The sequence below is a fragment of the Mycolicibacterium mageritense genome (assembly GCF_010727475.1).
In the GTDB taxonomy this organism is placed as follows: domain Bacteria; phylum Actinomycetota; class Actinomycetes; order Mycobacteriales; family Mycobacteriaceae; genus Mycobacterium; species Mycobacterium mageritense.
The window spans coordinates 6,284,580-6,302,665 of sequence record NZ_AP022567.1; the positions used below are offsets into that span (position 1 = coordinate 6,284,580).

At 67.3% G+C, this 18,086-nt stretch carries 17 protein-coding genes; 13 read left to right on the forward strand and 4 right to left on the reverse strand.

The window, feature by feature from the left end:
* The first annotated feature begins 15 nt into the window (after positions 1-15).
* Positions 16-1,644: an ABC-F family ATP-binding cassette domain-containing protein gene (locus tag G6N67_RS30320; RefSeq protein ID WP_036441637.1), complete on the forward strand. Its 1,629-nt coding sequence runs from the start codon at positions 16-18 to the stop codon at positions 1,642-1,644.
* Positions 1,645-1,772: 128 nt separating this feature from the next.
* Positions 1,773-1,970, forward strand: a complete 198-nt coding sequence (locus G6N67_RS30325; RefSeq protein ID WP_036442264.1) for a helix-turn-helix domain-containing protein — start codon at positions 1,773-1,775, stop codon at positions 1,968-1,970.
* Here the strand turns inward: G6N67_RS30325 and G6N67_RS30330 are convergent.
* Positions 1,967-2,572: a TetR/AcrR family transcriptional regulator gene (locus G6N67_RS30330; RefSeq protein WP_036441640.1), complete on the reverse strand. Its 606-nt coding sequence runs from the start codon at positions 2,570-2,572 to the stop codon at positions 1,967-1,969. The genes G6N67_RS30325 and G6N67_RS30330 overlap by 4 nt on opposite strands.
* 40 nt (positions 2,573-2,612) lie before the next feature.
* A complete protein-coding gene (locus tag G6N67_RS30335) occupies positions 2,613-5,441 on the reverse strand; it encodes an aconitate hydratase (protein ID WP_110798695.1) in 2,829 nt (942 codons plus the stop codon).
* A 228-nt stretch (positions 5,442-5,669) separates the two neighbouring features.
* Here G6N67_RS30335 and G6N67_RS30340 point away from each other — a divergent pair, with 228 nt between their 5' ends.
* From G6N67_RS30340 to G6N67_RS30380, 9 genes are all read left to right on the forward strand, one after another.
* Positions 5,670-6,260 carry an Rv1476 family membrane protein gene (locus G6N67_RS30340; RefSeq protein ID WP_051579259.1) on the forward strand — a complete coding sequence of 197 codons (591 nt, stop codon included), beginning with the start codon at positions 5,670-5,672 and terminating at the stop codon, positions 6,258-6,260.
* Between the two features lie 217 nt (positions 6,261-6,477).
* Entirely contained in the window at positions 6,478-7,914 is a 1,437-nt protein-coding gene (ripA, locus tag G6N67_RS30345; protein WP_036441647.1) for an NlpC/P60 family peptidoglycan endopeptidase RipA, read from the forward strand.
* Between the two features lie 10 nt (positions 7,915-7,924).
* Entirely contained in the window at positions 7,925-8,620 is a 696-nt protein-coding gene (ripB, locus tag G6N67_RS30350; RefSeq protein ID WP_036441650.1) for an NlpC/P60 family peptidoglycan endopeptidase RipB, read from the forward strand.
* Between the two features lie 157 nt (positions 8,621-8,777).
* Positions 8,778-9,932 (forward strand): chaperone MoxR1, encoded by a 1,155-nt coding sequence (gene moxR1, locus G6N67_RS30355; RefSeq protein WP_036441653.1) that lies wholly within the window; start codon positions 8,778-8,780, stop codon positions 9,930-9,932.
* Complete coding sequence (locus G6N67_RS30360) at positions 9,929-10,876, forward strand: DUF58 domain-containing protein (protein WP_036441656.1); 948 nt, start codon at positions 9,929-9,931, stop codon at positions 10,874-10,876. Before moxR1 ends, G6N67_RS30360 begins: the two co-directional genes overlap by 4 nt.
* A gap of 42 nt (positions 10,877-10,918) precedes the next feature.
* Entirely contained in the window at positions 10,919-11,926 is a 1,008-nt protein-coding gene (locus G6N67_RS30365) for a VWA domain-containing protein (protein ID WP_036441659.1), read from the forward strand.
* Between the two features lie 78 nt (positions 11,927-12,004).
* Positions 12,005-12,781 (forward strand): 3-oxoacyl-ACP reductase FabG1, encoded by a 777-nt coding sequence (fabG1, locus tag G6N67_RS30370; RefSeq protein ID WP_036442268.1) that lies wholly within the window; start codon positions 12,005-12,007, stop codon positions 12,779-12,781.
* Between the two features lie 49 nt (positions 12,782-12,830).
* Entirely contained in the window at positions 12,831-13,640 is an 810-nt protein-coding gene (gene inhA, locus G6N67_RS30375) for an NADH-dependent enoyl-ACP reductase InhA (protein ID WP_036441664.1), read from the forward strand.
* Entirely contained in the window at positions 13,640-14,656 is a 1,017-nt protein-coding gene (locus G6N67_RS30380) for a ferrochelatase (RefSeq protein WP_036441666.1), read from the forward strand. The genes inhA and G6N67_RS30380 overlap by 1 nt, the downstream gene beginning before the upstream one ends.
* 4 nt (positions 14,657-14,660) lie before the next feature.
* Here G6N67_RS30380 and G6N67_RS30385 read toward each other — a convergent pair whose 3' ends face one another.
* On the reverse strand, positions 14,661-15,518 hold the full coding sequence (locus G6N67_RS30385) for an Rv1486c family protein (protein ID WP_036441670.1): 858 nt from the start codon (positions 15,516-15,518) through the stop codon (positions 14,661-14,663).
* Positions 15,519-15,575: 57 nt separating this feature from the next.
* On the opposite strand from G6N67_RS30385, the gene G6N67_RS30390 reads away from it, so the two are divergent.
* Positions 15,576-16,010, forward strand: coding sequence for an NfeD family protein (locus G6N67_RS30390; protein WP_036441673.1), 435 nt, complete (start codon positions 15,576-15,578; stop codon positions 16,008-16,010).
* Between the two features lie 21 nt (positions 16,011-16,031).
* Complete coding sequence (locus G6N67_RS30395; RefSeq protein WP_036441676.1) at positions 16,032-17,261, forward strand: SPFH domain-containing protein; 1,230 nt, start codon at positions 16,032-16,034, stop codon at positions 17,259-17,261.
* A gap of 15 nt (positions 17,262-17,276) precedes the next feature.
* Here the strand turns inward: G6N67_RS30395 and G6N67_RS30400 are convergent, their stop codons facing one another.
* Positions 17,277-18,029: a TVP38/TMEM64 family protein gene (locus G6N67_RS30400; RefSeq protein WP_036441680.1), complete on the reverse strand. Its 753-nt coding sequence runs from the start codon at positions 18,027-18,029 to the stop codon at positions 17,277-17,279.
* Between the last annotated feature and the right edge of the window lie 57 nt (positions 18,030-18,086).

Below are 18,086 nucleotides of genomic sequence, written 5' to 3' on the forward strand. Positions count from 1 at the left end.
TAGGAGGACAGCAGCGTGATCACCGCAACGGACCTGGAGGTCCGCGCCGGCGCGCGTACGTTGCTGTCCACGGAAGGCGCGGCACTGCGCGTGCAGCCGGGCGACCGGATCGGCCTGGTGGGCCGCAACGGCGCAGGCAAGACCACGACCATGCGGATTCTGGCGGGTGAGGGTGAACCGTACGCCGGCAGTGTGTCGCGCACCGGTGAGATCGGTTACCTGCCGCAAGATCCCAAACAGGGTGATCTGGACGTGCTGGCCCGCGACCGGGTGCTGTCTGCGCGGGGTCTCGACACGCTGCTGGCCGATCTGGAAAAGCAGCAGGCGTTGATGGCGGAGGTGGCCGACGACACCGCCCGGGACAAGGCCGTGCGGCGCTACGGACAGCTCGAGGAACGGTTCTCGGCGCTGGGCGGGTACGCGGCCGAGAGCGAAGCGGGCCGCATCTGCGCGAGCCTCGGTCTGCCCGACCGCGTGCTCGTGCAGCCGCTGCGCACGCTGTCCGGCGGTCAGCGCCGCCGGATCGAGCTGGCCCGGATTCTGTTCGCCGCATCGGACACCGGCTCGGGTTCGGCCACCACGCTGCTGCTCGATGAGCCGACCAACCACCTCGACGCCGACTCGATCGGCTGGCTGCGGGATTTCCTGCACAACCACACCGGCGGCCTGGTGGTCATCAGCCACAACGTCGAGCTGCTCGCCGAAGTGGTGAACCGGGTGTGGTTCCTCGACGCTGTGCGCGGCGAGGTCGATGTCTACAACATGGGCTGGCAGAAGTATCTCGACGCCCGCGCGACCGACGAGCAGCGGCGCAGGCGCGAACGCGCCAATGCCGAGCGCAAGGCGTCCGCGCTGCGTGCGCAGGCCGCGAAGATGGGCGCGAAGGCCACCAAAGCCGTTGCTGCACAGAACATGTTGCGCCGTGCCGACCGCATGATCGCCGCGCTCGACGAAGAACGGGTGGCCGACAAGGTGGCCCGGATCAAGTTCCCGACGCCGGCCCCGTGCGGCAAGACCCCGCTCGTGGCCAAGGGCCTGACCAAGAACTACGGGTCGCTCGAGGTGTTCACCGGGGTCGACCTCGCCATCGACCGCGGTTCGCGCGTCGTCGTGCTCGGGCTCAACGGCGCTGGTAAGACCACACTGCTGCGCCTGCTCGCGGGCACCGAAACGCCCGACGCCGGCGGGCTGGAACCGGGTCACGGTCTCAAGCTCGGCTACTTCGCGCAGGAACACGACACGCTCGACGACCACGCCACGGTGTGGGAGAACATCCGGCACGCGGCCCCGGACACGGGTGAGCAGGATCTGCGAGGCCTGCTGGGCGCCTTCATGTTCACCGGGCCCCAGCTCGATCAGCCGGCGGGCACGCTGTCCGGCGGCGAGAAAACCCGGTTGGCGTTGGCCGGTTTGGTTGCCTCGACGGCCAACGTGTTGTTGCTCGACGAACCCACCAACAACCTCGATCCCGCGTCGCGTGAGCAGGTGCTCGACGCACTGCGCAGTTACGTCGGTGCGGTGGTGCTGGTGACGCACGATCCGGGGGCGGCCGAGGCGCTCGACCCGCAGCGGGTGGTGCTGCTGCCGGACGGCACCGAGGACTTCTGGTCCAACGACTATCGCGACCTCATCGAACTCGCCTGACGCGAAACATCAAGACCCGCCGGATTTTCGGGCGCGTAAATCTAAGACGTTCTTCAATTTCGCCCACCAGCGTGTGAGCTGTTTCTAGGCTGGGTATGCGTCGGGACATCGAGAGCGGGGAGATGTCGATGAAGGAAACGAAGAAGAGCAGAGATGAGTTGCTCACCGAGCTGCGCAGCGCCTATGAGGGGGGCGCCAGCATCCGCTCGCTGGTGGCGACGACCGGGCGTTCCTATGGCTCGATACACAGCTTGCTGAGAGAGTCGGGAACCACCATGCGCAGCCGTGGTGGGCCCAACCACAGAACCCGATCGCGGGTGAGCTAGTCCTCGGGCGCCTGCGGGCTTTCCGCAGCGCCCACCGAGTGTTGTTGGCGCACTGAGGCTTCGACGAGATCGAGGACTGCGCTGAGATTCTTCGGATCCTCGCCCGAGGCCAACCGCGCCACCAGGCCGTCCAGCACCAGATCCAGATAGATGTGCAGGACGGCGCTGGGCACGTCGTCGCGCAGCCGGCCGGCCTGCTTCTGACGGCGCAGGCGCTCGGTGGTGGCTGCCGACAGCTCCGCGGAGCGTTCCGCCCAGCCCTGGTGAAATGCCGGGTCGTTACGCAGTTTTCGCGCGATCTCCAGCCGCGTGGCCAGCCAGTCGAACTGCTCAGGTGCGGCGAGCATATTGCGCATCACCTGGATCAGGCCTTCCCTGGCGGCCACGTCGGCCATGCGTTCGGCGTCCTCGCGGGCCAGTTCGAAGAACAAGGTGTCCTTGTCCTTGAAATGGTGAAAGATTGCGCCGCGCGACAGCCCGATGGTGTGTTCGAGCCGTCGCACGGTCGCACTCTCGTACCCGTACTGCGCGAAGCAGCGCCGGGCGCCGTCGAGTATCTGGCGACGCCGGGCCGCGAGGTGGTCGTCGGTTACCCGGGGCACTGCTGTCCCTTACCTGCGTACCTTGCCTGCCTCGTCAGGATTACTTCGACTTCAGCATGTTGCGCAGCACGTACTGCAGGATGCCGCCGTTACGGTAGTAGTCGGCCTCACCGGGCGTGTCGATGCGGACCACCGCGTCGAACTCCACCTTGGAGCCGTCCTCCTTCGTCGCCGTGACGTGCACGGTCTTGGGCGTCTTGCCGTTGTTGAGTTCCTCGATACCGGTGATGTCGAAGGTCTCGGTGCCGTCGAGCTTGAGGCTCGCGGCCGACTCGCCGGCTGGGAACTGCAGCGGGATGACACCCATACCGATGAGGTTCGACCGGTGGATGCGCTCGAAGGACTCAGTGATCACGGCCTTCACGCCGAGCAGCACCGTGCCCTTGGCCGCCCAGTCACGTGAGCTGCCCGAGCCGTACTCCTTGCCGCCCAGCACGACCAGGGGGATGCCGGCCTTCTTGTAGTTGACCGACGCGTCGTAGATGAACGACTGCGGACCACCGGGCTGGGTGAAGTCACGCGTGTAGCCACCGGAGACATCGTCGAGCAGTTGGTTGCGCAGCCGGATGTTGGCGAACGTGCCGCGGATCATCACCTCGTGGTTGCCGCGCCGCGACCCCAGCGAGTTGTAATCCTTGCGTTCGACACCATTTGCGTCGAGGTATTGCGCGGCGGGGGTGCCGGGCTTGATCGAGCCGGCCGGGCTGATGTGGTCGGTGGTCACCGAATCGCCCAGCAGCGCAAGGACTCTGGCGCCCTTGATGTCGCTGACCGGCTCCGGCTCGGCGGGCATGCCGTCGAAGTACGGCGCCTTGCGCACATAGGTGGAGGCTTCGTCCCACTCGAAGGTGTTGCCCTCGGGCGTGGACAGCGAACGCCAGCGGTCGTCGCCCTTGAACACGTCGGCGTAGGAGTCGGTGAACATGTCGCGGTTGATCGAGGATGCGATGGTCTCCTCGATTTCCTGGGCAGACGGCCAAATGTCCTTGAGGAACACATCGTTGCCCTCGCCGTCCTGACCGAGCGGGTCGGTCTCGAAGTCGAAGTCCATGGTGCCCGCGATGCCGTAGGCGATGACCAACGGCGGGGAGGCCAGGTAGTTCATCTTGACGTCGGGCGAGATGCGGCCTTCGAAGTTGCGGTTGCCCGAGAGCACCGCGGTGACCGAAAGGTCGTTGTCGTTGATGGCCTTGGAGATCTCGTCGGGCAGCGGACCGGTGTTGCCGATGCACGTGGTGCAGCCGTAGCCGCCCAGGTAGTACCCGAGCTTCTCCAGGTACGGCCACAGGCCGGCCTTGTTGTAGTAGTCGGTGACCACCTGCGAGCCCGGCGCCATGTTGGTCTTGACCCACGGCTTGGTGGTCAGGCCCTTCTCGACGGCCTTCTTGGCGAGCAGTGCCGCCCCCAGCATGACCGAGGGGTTCGACGTGTTGGTGCACGAGGTGATGCCTGCGACGACGACCGCGCCGTGATCGAGCACGAACTCACCGCGCTCCTCGGACTGCACGGTGATGGGCTTGGACGGCCGGCCCTCGGCACCGTTGGCGGCCGACGGGCGCACGTCGACGGCACCGTCGTCGGCGAACGACAGCTTGGCCGGGTCGGAGGCCGGGAACGATTCTTCGACCGCCTCGTCGAGCTGAGTGTGCGGCGTCGGGAGGTTCTCCTCGACGTAGTTGTGGATGTCCTTGCGGAACGCGTTCTTGGCATCGGACAGCTCGATGCGGTCCTGCGGGCGCTTGGGGCCCGAGATCGACGGCACCACGGTGGACAGGTCGAGCTCGAGGTACTCGGAGAACGCCGGCTCGTGGTCAGGGTTGTGCCACATGCCCTGCGTCTTGGCGTAGGCCTCGACGAGCGCCAGCTGCTGCTCGCTGCGCCCGGTCAGCCGCAGGTAGTTGATGGTCTCTTCGTCGATCGGGAAAATCGCTGCGGTGGAACCGAATTCGGGGCTCATGTTGCCCAGGGTGGCGCGGTTGGCCAGCGGCACCTCGGCCACGCCCTTGCCATAGAACTCGACGAACTTGCCGACCACGCCGTGGCGGCGCAGCATGTCGGTGACGGTGAGCACGACGTCGGTGGCGGTCACGCCGGGCTTGATCTCACCGGTCAGCTTGAAGCCGACGACGCGGGGGATGAGCATCGAGACGGGCTGGCCCAGCATGGCGGCCTCGGCCTCGATACCGCCGACGCCCCAGCCCAGCACGCCGAGGCCGTTCTCCATGGTGGTGTGGCTGTCGGTGCCAACACAGGTGTCGGGGTAGGCCTTGCCGTCACGGACCATGACGACGCGGGCCAGGTACTCGATGTTGACCTGGTGCACGATGCCGGTGCCCGGGGGGACGACCTTGAAGTCGTCGAACGCGCCCTGGCCCCAGCGCAGGAACTGGTAGCGCTCGGAGTTGCGCTCGTATTCGAGTTCGACGTTGCGCTCGAAGGCGCCAGCATTGCCGAACACGTCGAGGATGACGGAGTGGTCGATGACCATCTCGGCCGGCGACAGCGGGTTGACCTTGTTCGGGTCGCCGCCGAGGGCGGCCACGGCCTCGCGCATGGTCGCCAGGTCGACGATGCACGGCACGCCGGTGAAGTCCTGCATCAGCACGCGGGCCGGCGTGAACTGGATCTCGATGCTCGGCTCGGCCGACGGATCCCAGTTGGCGATGGCCTGGATATGGTCCTTGGTGATGTTGGCGCCGTCTTCGGTGCGCAGCAGGTTCTCGGCCAGCACCTTCAGGCTGTAGGGCAGCTTCTCGGTGCCGGGTACCGCGTCGAGGCGGTAAATCTCGTAGCTGTCGTCCCCGACGGTCAGGGTGTCGCGGGCACCAAATGAGTTCAAGGACGAATTGGCTGTATTCTCGCTGCTCACATCAACTCCCGGCTAGATCTCGCCGCGACGGGCTGTGTCGGCGGCGCTGCTGATCCTAACAGTACGCTTGTCCTGCATATGACTCCAGGGCGGGGTCCAGTCTTGTCGAGTTGCCCGCGCACTGCCACCGGGTTGGCTCGACCGGTTCGCATCACGGCAACGTGTCGATCCGGCGACGCAGTTCGTGTCGCTTGGCATCGCGGTATCGGCACGGCGTACCGTTCCCCTGTGACTGGACCGCACGTCATCCCGTTTCTGCCTGCCTTCATCCCGGTCGAGGTGTGCGACACCGTCGGGATGGATCCGGCACAACCCGACGGGGTCAGTCAATGCATGGCCGCCGTGCAGGCCGATGTGCGTGACGACGGTGTCAGTGCTCCGGCCGCCGATGTCGATGCCCTGCGGCAGGTGGTCAGTGACGCCCGCCAGGAAGGCATCGACCTCAAGATCATCGTGCTGCCCAAGAATCCTGTGATCGACACTCCGCTGCGGGACATCGCCACCGAGGTCGGCCAGGCGAATCCGGGCGCCACCGTGCTTGCGATCAGCCCGTCTTTTGCGGGCACTTACAGCCCGACGATCGATCGCGTGACCCTGGAGGCCGGCCAGGACATGGCCAAGACGGGTAACCCGGTGCAGTCGTCGAAGAATTTCGTCCAGCAGATAACGACGCCTGATTTCCCATGGACCGCGTGGACCATTTCTCTTGTCGCCGGAGTCGCGGCGGCCGCGGTTCTCACCAGGGTTCTGCAGGTGCGTAGCAAACGTCGCGCGGTGGCGGAACCTGTTGCGGGAGTTGGCCCGCGGCAAGAAACATAATTCGAACGCCAGTTCGGAACAATCTCGCAATATCACTAAATGGTCACACTCTCTGCAATTACAAGAATGTAGTTTGTGACTAAAGTTTCTTTGGCGTCAGATGTGACGTACGGTGCATTCGGTACCCATTGTTGTAGTTGTGCTTCGTGTGACTTCTGCGCAAAGGCTCCGAGCAAACTAGCCGGTACGCCGCTGAGCCCAAGGAGACTTGAGTCGAATGAGACGCACCATTCGCGCTTCGCGGAGGCGGGGCGCTGATCGTGTCTCGCGCACGCGGCTGGGCGGGCGCGTGTGCGCTTTCGGGCTGACCGCCGGCCTGCTGGTCGCGACGGCGCTGTCGGGTGGCGGCCCCGCGCTGGCCGAACCCGCGAGCACCGAAAGTGTCGCGTCGCTCGTCGCCGCGGTGGCCAACGCCAACCAGAAGTTGCAGGAGCTCGGCGCATCCATCCAGGCTCAACAGGAGAGCGTCAACAAGGCCATCGTCGACGTGCAGAACGCGCGCGACGCCGCGGCCGCGGCTCAGCGCGAACTCGACGCGAGCAAGCAGGGCATCGACGACGCCAACGCCGCAATCGCCGCTGCACAGAAGCGATTCGACAATTTCGCGGCCGCCACCTATGTCAACGGCCCGTCCAGTTCCTATCTCACGGCCACCGACCCTGCGGACATCATCGACACCGCCGCCACGGGCCAGGCCCTGGCCGAGAGTTCCGAGCAGGTGATGGCCGGACTTCAACGGGCCCGTACCGAGCAGGTCAACCGGGAGTCCACGGCCCGGCTGGCCAAGCAGAAGGCCGATCAGGCCGCGGCTGATGCGCAGAGCAGTCAGGACACCGCTGTCGCGGCGCTCACGCAGGCGCAACAGACCTTCGGCACCCAGCAGGCCGAACTGACGCGGCTCACCGCGGAGCGCACCGCCGCGCAGGCCAAGCTCGATCAGGCTCGCGCGTCGGCGCCACCGGCGGCTCCGCAAGCCGCGGCGCCTCAGGCCGCGGCAGGCGACTGGGATCGTGCACCCGGCCCGCAGGCGCAGAACCCCGGAAACTGGGACACGCAGTGGGATCCGACGCTGCCCGCGATCCCGAGCGCGTTCGTGAGCGGCGACCCGGTGGCGATCATCAACACCGTCCTGGGCATCTCGTCCACCTCGGCGCAGGTGACCCAGAACATGGGCAGGCAGTTCCTGCAGAAACTCGGCATCCTGCCGACCCCGACGGGCTACACCAACGGCGCGATTCCGCGCGTGTACGGACGACAGGCTTCCGAATACGTCATCCAGCGTGCGGGTTCGCAGATCGGTGTGCCGTATTCGTGGGGCGGCGGCAACGCGGCCGGCCCGAGCACCGGCATCGATTCGGGCTCGAACACGGTCGGTTTCGACTGCTCCGGGCTGATCCTCTACGCGTTCGCCGGCGTCGGCATCAAGCTGCCGCACTACTCGGGGTCGCAGTACAACGCCGGCCGCAAGATCCCGTCGTCGCAGATGCGCCGCGGCGACGTGATCTTCTACGGCCCCGGCGGCAGCCAGCACGTGACCCTCTATCTCGGAAACGGCCAGATGCTTGAAGCGCCCTACACCGGGTCGCACGTCAAGGTCTCGCCCGTACGTACCAGCGGCATGACGCCGTATGTCGTCCGCTACATCGAATACTGATGGGATTACCTTGCGTTCCTTCGTCATACGCTGCCTGACCGTCGCCGCGGTACTCGCCGCAGGCGTGTTCGGGCTGGTGGCTCCGGCCGCTGCCGCACCCGACGACGGGCAGTGGGATCCGACCCTGCCGAAGATCGTCAGCTCGGGCGCGCCCGGGGATCCGGTCGCCATCGCCAACGCGTCGTTCCAGGTCAGCCAGATCGCCCTGCAGACCACGCAGAACCTCGGCCAGCAGTTCCTGCAGACCATCGGCCTCGCGCCGAAACAGGCCGCCACGGCCTTTCCCGGCGGGCGCGTACGTGGCCCGCAAGCCATCGAATACGTGATCCGGCGCGGCGGATCGCAGATGGGCGTGCCCTACTCGTGGGGTGGCGGCACGCTGACCGGGCCGGGCCCCGGTGTCGACTACGACGCGGGCAAGGTCGGCTACGACTGCTCGGGATTCACGCGGTACGCGTTTGCCGGCGTGGGGGTTCAGATCCCGAAGTACTCGGGCGACCAGTACAACACCGGGCGCAAGGTTCCGGTGAATCAGGCAAAGCGCGGCGACCTCCTGTTCTGGGGGCCGGGCGGCAGCCAGCACGTGGCGATGTACCTCGGCGGCGGCAAGATGCTCGAAGCGTCGGGCAGCGCCGGCAAAGTGACCGTCAGCCCGGTGCGCACCTCGGGCCTGCAGCCATACGCGGCGCGCATCATCGAATCCTGAGCAAAACCTGAAGTCTTCCGGGCAGCGTCGACGGATTCCGGAGTGCCTGGAATAGTTGACCACGGGCACCTGACTGCCCGGCTACGACCAGCGTGGCAGACGCACGTTGCAGAGCATCTGCAGACAGTACGCAGAAGAACACTGTGGGAGGAAGTTGATGACGTCACCGAGTGGACCGCCGCAGGGCGCCGGAGGATATCCCGGTTCGAGCCCCGCGCCCGGTTATCCTCCCGGTTCCCCGACCGCCCCTGCCGCACCGCAACCGGCCACCAACGGCGGCCTGCAGGCTGAGGTGCACACCCTGGAGCGCGCGATCTTCGAGGTCAAGCGCATCATCGTCGGCCAGGATCAGCTCGTCGAACGCATGCTGGTCGGCCTCCTTTCCAAGGGGCACGTGCTGCTCGAAGGTGTGCCCGGCGTCGCGAAGACCCTCGCGGTCGAGACGTTCGCGAAGGTCGTCGGCGGCACGTTCGCCCGCATCCAGTTCACGCCCGACCTGGTGCCCACCGACATCATCGGTACGCGCATCTACCGCCAGGGCAAGGAAGACTTCGACATCGAGCTCGGGCCCGTGGTGGTCAACTTCCTGCTCGCCGACGAGATCAACCGTGCGCCCGCCAAGGTGCAGTCGGCCTTGCTCGAGGTGATGGCCGAGCGCAAGATCTCGATCGGCGGCAAGACCTTCCCGCTGCCCAGCCCGTTCCTGGTGATGGCCACGCAGAACCCGATCGAGCAGGAAGGTGTGTACGCGCTTCCCGAGGCGCAGCGCGACCGCTTCCTGTTCAAGCTCAACGTCGGCTACCCGTCGCCCGAGGAAGAGCGCGAGATCATCTACCGGATGGGCGTCAAGCCGCCGGAGCCCAAGCAGATCCTCGACACCGGCGACCTGCTGCGCCTGCAGGAGGTCGCGGCGAACAACTTCGTCCACCACGCGCTGGTCGACTACGTCGTTCGCATCGTCACCGCGACGCGTGAGCCGGAGAAGTTCGGCATGCCCGACGCCAAGGCCTGGATCGCCTACGGCGCCTCGCCGCGTGCCTCGCTCGGCATCATCGCGGCATCGCGGGCCCTCGCGCTCGTGCGTGGTCGCGACTACGTGATCCCGCAGGACGTCGTCGAGGTCATTCCCGACGTGCTGCGGCACCGGCTCGTGCTGACCTATGACGCACTGGCCGACGAGATCTCCTCGGAGACCGTGATCAACCGGATCCTGCAGACCGTGGCCTTGCCGCAGGTGAATGCGATTCCGCAGCAAGGACATTCGGTTCAGCCCGTCGTTCCCGCCGCAGCTGCCGCGGCCGCCGGGCGGTGACCGACAGCCCACGCCGCACGGTCGACCTGCCGTCGCTGCAGCGTGGTGAGATCCGTGACCCCGCGCTCTCCGCGGCGTTGCGCAAACTCGAGCTGACGGTGCGGCGCAAGCTGGACGGCGTCCTGCACGGCGATCACCTCGGTCTGCTGCCCGGCCCCGGTTCGGAACCGGGGGAGTCGCGGATCTACGAGCCGGGCGACGACGTTCGCCGCATGGACTGGTCGGTGACCGCCAGGACGATGGTGCCGCACGTGCGGCAGATGATCGCCGATCGTGAGTTGGAGACGTGGCTCGTGGTCGACATGTCGGCGAGCCTCGACTTCGGCACCGCGGGATGCGAGAAGCGGGATCTCGCGGTGGCAGCCGCCGCGGCGATCACGTTCCTCAACAGCGGCGGTGGCAACCGGATCGGCGCGATCATCGCCAACGGTGACACGGTGCGCCGGGTACCGGCCCTCTCGGGCCGGGTTCACGAGCAGGAGATGCTGCGCACCATCGCGACCATGCCCAAGGCTCCGACGGGCGTGCGCGGCGATCTGGCCGCGGCCATCGACGCGTTGCGGCGTCCGGAACGCCGGCGCGGCATGGCGGTGATCATCAGCGACTTCCTCGGTCCGATCAACTGGATGCGTCCGCTGCGGGCGATCTCCGGCCGCCACGAGGTGCTCGGCATCGAGGTGCTCGATCCGCGCGACGTGGAACTGCCGGAAGTCGGCGACGTGGTCCTGCAGGACACCGAGACCGGCGTCACGCGGGAGTTCACCATCGACGAGCGGCTCCGCCACGACTTCGAGCAGGCCGCGACGGCACACCGGGAAGAGGTCGCGCGCACGCTGCGCCGGTGTGATGCTCCGCTGCTCAGCCTGCGCACCGACCGGGACTGGATCGCCGACGTGGTGCGGTTCGTCGCGAACCGGCGCCGCGGCGCGCTTGCGGGCCGATGAGTCTCCGGTGACGACATACAATACTGAAATGATAAGTGGCACATGACTTTACCGTTACTGGGGCCGATGAGCCTGAGCGGCTTCGCGCACGCGTGGTGGTTCCTGTTCCTGTTCGTGGTGATCGGCCTCGTCGCGCTGTACATCGTCATGCAGCTCAGGCGCAAGCAGCGCATGCTGCGGTTCGCGAACATGGAGTTGCTGGAAAGCGTTGCGCCCAAACAGCCCACCCGATGGCGCCACCTACCGGCGATCCTGTTGGTGTCGTCGCTGCTGCTGTTCACGGTCGCGATGGCCGGGCCGACGCACGACGTGCGGATCCCGCGCAACCGCGCGGTGGTGATGCTGGTGATCGACGTATCGCAGTCGATGCGCGCAACCGACGTGGCACCCAGCCGGTTGGTGGCGGCCCAGGAGGCCGCCAAGCAGTTCGCCGACCAGTTGACCCCGGGCATCAATCTCGGGCTGATCGCCTACGCGGGCACGGCCACGGTGCTGGTGCAACCCACCACGAACCGGGATGCCACCAAGGCCGCGCTCGACAAGCTGCAGCTCGCCGACCGCACCGCGACAGGCGAGGGCATCTTCACGGCGTTGCAGGCCATCGCCACCGTGGGCGCGGTGATCGGTGGCGGCGACGAGCCGCCGCCGGCCCGCATCGTGCTGATGTCCGACGGCAAGGAGACCGTGCCGTCGAACCCGGACAACCCCAAGGGCGCCTTCACCGCGGCCCGTACCGCCAAGGATCAGAACGTGCCGATCTCCACGGTGTCGTTCGGTACCCCGTACGGCTACGTCGAGATCAACGACCAGCGCCAGCCGGTGCCGGTCGACGACGAGATGCTCAAGAAGATCGCGCAGCTCTCGGGCGGTGACGCGTTCACCGCGTCAAGCCTCGAACAGCTCAAACAGGTGTTCACGTCGCTGCAGCAGCAGATCGGCTACGAGACCATCAGGGGCGACGCGAGCGTGGGTTGGCTGCGTCTCGGTGCGTTGGTGCTGGCGCTGGCCGGGCTGGCCGCGCTACTCATCAACCGCAGGCTGCCCAGCTGATCGCGCCGGTGAGGGTGTGCTTCGCGTCGGTGGGTGTCGATTTCGGCGAACGATGCCGGGGGCGATAAGTTGGCGGGCATGACTGCGGATGCGAGGAGCGACCAGACAACTGCTGCCACCGAATCCCCTGGAGCCGGGCGCCCGGCTTTCGTGTCCCGTTCCGTGCTGGTCACGGGCGGTAACCGGGGGATCGGCCTGGCGATCGCGCAGCGGCTGGCCGCCGACGGGCACAAGGTGGCCGTGACCCACCGCGGGTCGGGCGCACCCGAAGGGCTGTTCGGTGTCGTGTGTGACGTCACCGACAGCGCCGCCGTCGACCGCGCGTTCAAGGAGGTCGAAGAACACCAGGGCCCGGTCGAGGTGCTGGTGTCCAACGCGGGCATCTCCCAGGACGCGTTCCTCATGCGGATGACCGAGGAGCGGTTCGAGAACGTCATCAACGCCAACCTCACCGGGGCGTTCCGGGTCGCGCAGCGGGCCTCGCGCAGCATGCAGCGCAAGCGTTTCGGCCGGATCATCTTCATCGGCTCGGTCTCGGGTATGTGGGGCATCGGCAACCAGGCCAACTACGCCGCCGCCAAGGCCGGGCTGATCGGCATGGCCCGCTCGATCTCCCGCGAGCTGTCCAAGGCGGGTGTGACCGCCAACGTCGTCGCCCCCGGTTACATCGACACCGAGATGACCCGCGCGCTCGACGAGCGGATCCAGGCCGGTGCGCTTGAGTTCATCCCGGCCAAGCGGGTCGGCACCGCCGAGGAGGTCGCGGGTGCGGTCAGCTTCCTGGCGTCCGAGGACGCGAGCTACATCGCAGGCGCGGTGATCCCGGTCGACGGTGGCATGGGCATGGGTCACTGATCAAAACCTCTGGTCGACAACAACTTTCGCTCAAAAGGGAGTCAGCACAATGGCAGGTTTGCTCGAAGGCAAGCGGATCCTCGTCACCGGGATCATCACCGATTCGTCGATCGCGTTCCACATCGCGCGCGTGGCCCAGGAACAGGGCGCCGAGTTGGTGCTCACCGGTTTCGACCGGATGAAGCTCATCCAGCGCATCGCCGACCGGTTGCCCAACCCGGCGCCGCTGCTCGAGCTCGACGTGCAGAACGAAGAGCACCTCGCCACGCTGGCCGACCGGGTCACCGAGGTGATCGGCGCGGGCAACAAGCTCGACGGCGTCGTGCACTCGATCGGTTTCATGCCGCAGAGCGGCATGGGCATCAACCCGTTCTTCGACGCGCCGTACGAGGACGTCGCGAAGGGCATCCACATCTCCGCGTACTCGTACGCGTCGCTCGCCAAGGCGCTGCTGCCGATCATGAACCCGGGTGGCGGCATCGTCGGCATGGACTTCGACCCGACTCGCGCGATGCCCGCCTACAACTGGATGACGGTCGCCAAGAGCGCGCTCGAATCGGTCAACCGGTTCGTCGCGCGCGAGGCAGGCAAGGTCGGTGTCCGCTCGAATCTCGTTGCCGCGGGCCCCATCCGGACCCTGGCCATGAGTGCCATCGTCGGTGGCGCGCTCGGCGACGAGGCCGGCCAGCAGATGCAGCTGCTCGAAGAGGGCTGGGATCAGCGGGCGCCGATCGGCTGGAACATGAAGGATCCCACCCCGGTCGCCAAGACCGTGTGTGCCCTGCTGTCGGAATGGCTGCCTGCCACCACCGGTTCGATCATCTACGCCGACGGCGGCGCCAGCACTCAGCTGCTCTGATGGAGTTCGACGCTGTCCTGCTGCTGTCGTTCGGCGGGCCGGAAGGCCCCGACGAGGTGCGGCCGTTCCTCGAGAACGTCACACGTGGTCGCGGGGTACCGCCGGAACGCCTCGACGAGGTCGCCGAGCACTACCTGCATTTCGGGGGAGTGTCGCCGATCAACGGCATCAACCGTGCGCTCGTCGAGCAGCTGCGCGCCGAAATGCCCGATTTGCCGGTCTATTTCGGCAACCGCAACTGGGCGCCGTACGTCGAGGACACCGTCGCGGCGATGCGCGACGACGGCATTCGCCGTGCCGCGGTGTTCACCACGTCGGCCTGGGGCGGGTACTCCAGCTGCAGGCAGTACGTCGAGGACATCGCGAGGGCCAGGGCCGTGGTGGGCGACGGCGCACCTGAATTGGTGAAGCTGCGGCAGTATTTCGACCACCCGCTGTTGGTGGAGATGTATGCCGAGGCCATCGGCGCCGCGGCGGCGACGCTGCCGGCCGAGTTGCGTGACGACGCGCGGCTCGTGTTCACCGCGCACTCGATTCCGATCGCCGCGGACGAGCGGCACGGCCCGCGGCTCTACAGCCGCCAGGTCGGCTACGCCACCCGCCTGGTGGCGGCCGCGGCAGGCTATCCCGAATTCGACCAGGTGTGGCAGTCCCGGTCCGGACCGCCGCAGATCCCGTGGCTCGAGCCGGATATCGCCGACCACCTCACCGCGCTGACCGAACGGGGCACGCGTGCCGTCATCGTGTGCCCGATCGGCTTCGTCGCCGACCACATCGAGGTGGTGTGGGATCTCGACGAGGAGCTCCGCGTTCAGGCCGACGCGGCGGGGATCGCGTTGGCGCGGGCAGGCACGCCCAACTCGGATCGCCGGTATGCGCAGCTGGCCGCGGGGTTGATCGCCGAGCTGCGCGACGGGCTGGAACCGGCGCGGGCGACCGGCCCTGACCCGGCTCCCGGTTACGGGTGCAGCATCAACGGCGCACCGTGTTCCCTGAATTGCTGTGGGACAAGCTGACTTCCTAGCGCCGCCACGCCGCATGCTGGATGGCGTGGAGGGCCGCGAGCCGGGCTGACCGGACCACCTGGGATAGCGGCCGCAGCGTGTCACCGGCGATCTGGACCTCCGACGAGGTCTGCAGACCGATCGGCATCAGCCCGGAACTGACGGTCATGATCGCGTCCACGTGTGCGGCGGTCTCCAGCACCCGGATCGCCCGGGTGGGCGCGTGATCGGGCAGGCGATGCAGCCGGGTGGCGTCGAGCACCTGCTCCACCATGCCGCGTGGATCCTCGACGTCGAACCCGCCGCCGGCCTGCAGCGCACTGAGCGTCTCGGCGGCCGAGCGCACCGCGCTACGCAACTCGTACTCCGCCTCGCCGAGGTCGGGATGTGCAACGGCAGGCAGCACGGGCACCGAGTACACCGTCCACGACAGCGCGCGAGGTTCGGGTTCGAACGTCGAAACCTCTTCGGCCTCATCGAGTTCGAAGTACTCGAACTCCGGGACCAGGCCGACGCCGCCGAGTTGGTCGTGGCTGACGATCACGGCCTCACCGACCGTGATCGCATCACGCTGGAACTGTGTGCCCGCGGGCAGGCCGCGGACGTCACCGGGGACCGGCTGGGCGACCGTGATCGACGGCGCCGAATGGGATCTGCCCACCGCGGTGCGCAGGGTCTGCAGCAACGACACCGAACCGGAGTCCTCCAGCTCGGGCCAGGGCAGACCCGTGCGGACCGCGGCGGCCGAATCGTAGGCGGTCACAGAATGCGTTGGAGCCCATTGCGATAAGGCGTCCAAGACGTCGTCGGGCGCGGCCGCACCGGCGAGCCACGCGTTGACCCACATAGCGAGCGTTGCACTTGGACACCACATAATGCAGGCAGTGTAGTTGTGCACCGCCGATCGGGCGGGATTCGCTAGGGTGGGCCCATGCCTGTCTGGCTGATCTGGCTCATTGCCGCGCTGGCGCTGGCCGGCGCGGAGGCGTTGACCGGTGACATGTTCCTGCTGATGCTGGCAGGCGGAGCGCTGGCGGCAACGGGTTCCAGCGCCCTTTTGGACTGGCCGATCTGGGCCGACGGCGTGGTGTTTCTCGCGGTCTCGGTGTTGCTGTTGGTGGTTGTCAGGCCCGCGCTGCGGCGCCGGTTCGCCGCGGGCGTCGGCCTGCCCGAACCCGCCAAGGCCCTGGAAGGCAAACCCGCGCTGGTTCTCGATCGTGTTGCGCGCCACGAAGGTCAGGTGAAGTTGGACGGCGAGGTCTGGACGGCCCGCCCGCTCAACGACAACGATGTGTACGAACCGGGCGACCACGTCACGGTGGTTCGGATAGACGGTGCGACGGCAGTCGTATTCAAGGCAATCTGAGTCGGGGAAGGGTAGAACCACATGGAAGGTGCCGTGTTCGGGCTGGTCTTTCTGATCGCCCTCGTGGTGTTCGCAATCATCGTGGTGGCCAAATCGGTTGCCCTGATACCGCAGGCCGAAGCGGCCGTGATCGAGCGGTTGGGCCGGTACAGCCGCACGGTCAGCGGCCAGCTGACGCTGCTGGTGCCGTTCATCGACCGCATCCGGGCGCGGGTCGATCTGCGCGAGCGGGTGGTGTCCTTCCCGCCGCAGCCGGTGATCACCGAGGACAACCTGACGCTGAACATCGACACGGTGGTCTACTTTCAGGTGACCAACCCGCAGGCCGCGGTGTACCAGATCAGCAACTACATCGTGGGCGTGGAACAGCTGACCACCACCACGCTGCGCAACGTCGTCGGCGGCATGACCCTGGAGCAGACGCTGACGTCGCGTGACTCGATCAACGCCCAGTTGCGTGGCGTGCTCGACGAGGCCACCGGCAGGTGGGGCCTGCGGGTCGCGCGCGTCGAACTGCGCAGCATCGACCCGCCGCCGTCGATCCAGGAGTCGATGGAAAAGCAGATGAAGGCCGACCGCGACAAGCGTGCCATGATCCTGACCGCAGAGGGTGTGCGCGAGTCGTCCATCAAGCAGGCCGAAGGTCAGAAGCAGTCGCAGATCCTGGCCGCAGAGGGCGCCAAGCAGGCCGCGATCCTGGCCGCCGAGGCCGACCGGCAGTCCCGCATGCTGCGGGCCCAGGGTGAACGTGCGGCGCAGTACCTGCAGGCGCAAGGCCAGGCCAAGGCCATCGAGAAGACCTTCGCCGCGATCAAGGCCGGCCGCCCGACCCCGGAGATGCTGGCCTACCAGTATCTGCAGACCCTGCCGCAGATGGCCAAGGGCGAGGCCAACAAGGTGTGGCTGGTGCCCAGCGACTTCGGTGCGGCGTTGCAGGGGTTCACCAAGTTGCTCGGGGCACCGGGAGAAGACGGCGTGTTCCGGTACACGCCGTCGCCCGTCGAGGAGGACTTGCCGAAGCCCGAGGACGACAGCGACGAGGTCGCCGAGTGGTTCTCCACCGAGACCGATCCGGCCATCGCTCAGGCCGTGGCGAAGGCCGAGGCTGAGGCGCGGTCGACGACCCCGCCGCTGGGCGCGCCGCAGGCACAGCAGCCGCTCGGTACCGGTGTTCCGGTACCACCGGCACAGCCACCGCTGGGCAGCGCGATACCGCCCGAGCAGTGGCCGGGTGGCGCGCACCGCGCATAGCGCGGTCGCGTCGGTCTAGCAGTCCAGCGGCGCGGGCGCCTCGTCCCGGCCGTTGGCGGCCGCGGCCGCGCGGCGCTTGTCACGGCGGTGCAAGCGCTCCTCGTACACCAGGCCCGCGATGCCGAGCGCGGCCGTGCAGGCCGACACCACGAACAGCGACGGACTGATGTTGCCGGTCAGCGCATCGCCCAGGATGACGACGGCGGCCGTGCCCGGCAACAGCCCGATCACGGTCGCGACGGTGTAGGGAACCAGTCGCACCGACGACGCGCCTGCCGCGTAGTTCAGAACCGAGAACGGAACCGCCGGAATCAGTCGCATCGAGATGACCACCGGCCAGCCGCGCTGGCGCAGCCGGGCGTCGAGGGTGTCGACGCGTGGGTGGCGCACGAGCCGGCTCAGCTGCCAGCCCGCGGCGCGGATCAGCAACAACGCGATGACCGCGCTGCCGGTGCTGGCCACCACGGCGATGCCCACGCCGAGTGCCGGGCCGAACAGCAGACCCGCAGCGAGCGTGAATGCCGTGCGGGGAAACGGGAACACCGTCACCAGGAGGTGAGCGCCGAGGAATGCCAGCGGAAACCACGGGCCTACCGACGTGGCCCAGTCGCGCAATTGCATGGCAGTCGGCAACGGCACGAGAAGCGCGATTGCGACGAGAATCACAATGGCGGCCAGGATCGCGATGATGCGGCGTGGTGGCAGCTGCGATGCCGTCGCGATTACCGCAGCGCGTACGGTGCGCAGGGTGCTGACGACGGGTTTCACGTTTATCCAGACTACGGGGCCCGGTCCGACAAAGCCGTTCATGTGCCCGTCTGGGGC

Coding starts and splice junctions, on each gene's coding strand:
- G6N67_RS30395 (WP_036441676.1), top strand. CDS start 16,032: ATGGAAGGTGCCGTGTTCGGGCTGGTCTTTCTGATCGCCCTCGTGGTG.
- inhA (WP_036441664.1), top strand. CDS start 12,831: ATGGCAGGTTTGCTCGAAGGCAAGCGGATCCTCGTCACCGGGATCATC.
- fabG1 (WP_036442268.1), top strand. CDS start 12,005: ATGACTGCGGATGCGAGGAGCGACCAGACAACTGCTGCCACCGAATCC.
- G6N67_RS30365 (WP_036441659.1), top strand. CDS start 10,919: ATGACTTTACCGTTACTGGGGCCGATGAGCCTGAGCGGCTTCGCGCAC.
- G6N67_RS30385 (WP_036441670.1), bottom strand. CDS start 15,518: ATGTGGTGTCCAAGTGCAACGCTCGCTATGTGGGTCAACGCGTGGCTC.
- moxR1 (WP_036441653.1), top strand. CDS start 8,778: ATGACGTCACCGAGTGGACCGCCGCAGGGCGCCGGAGGATATCCCGGT.
- ripA (WP_036441647.1), top strand. CDS start 6,478: ATGAGACGCACCATTCGCGCTTCGCGGAGGCGGGGCGCTGATCGTGTC.
- G6N67_RS30325 (WP_036442264.1), top strand. CDS start 1,773: ATGAAGGAAACGAAGAAGAGCAGAGATGAGTTGCTCACCGAGCTGCGC.
- G6N67_RS30380 (WP_036441666.1), top strand. CDS start 13,640: ATGGAGTTCGACGCTGTCCTGCTGCTGTCGTTCGGCGGGCCGGAAGGC.
- G6N67_RS30390 (WP_036441673.1), top strand. CDS start 15,576: ATGCCTGTCTGGCTGATCTGGCTCATTGCCGCGCTGGCGCTGGCCGGC.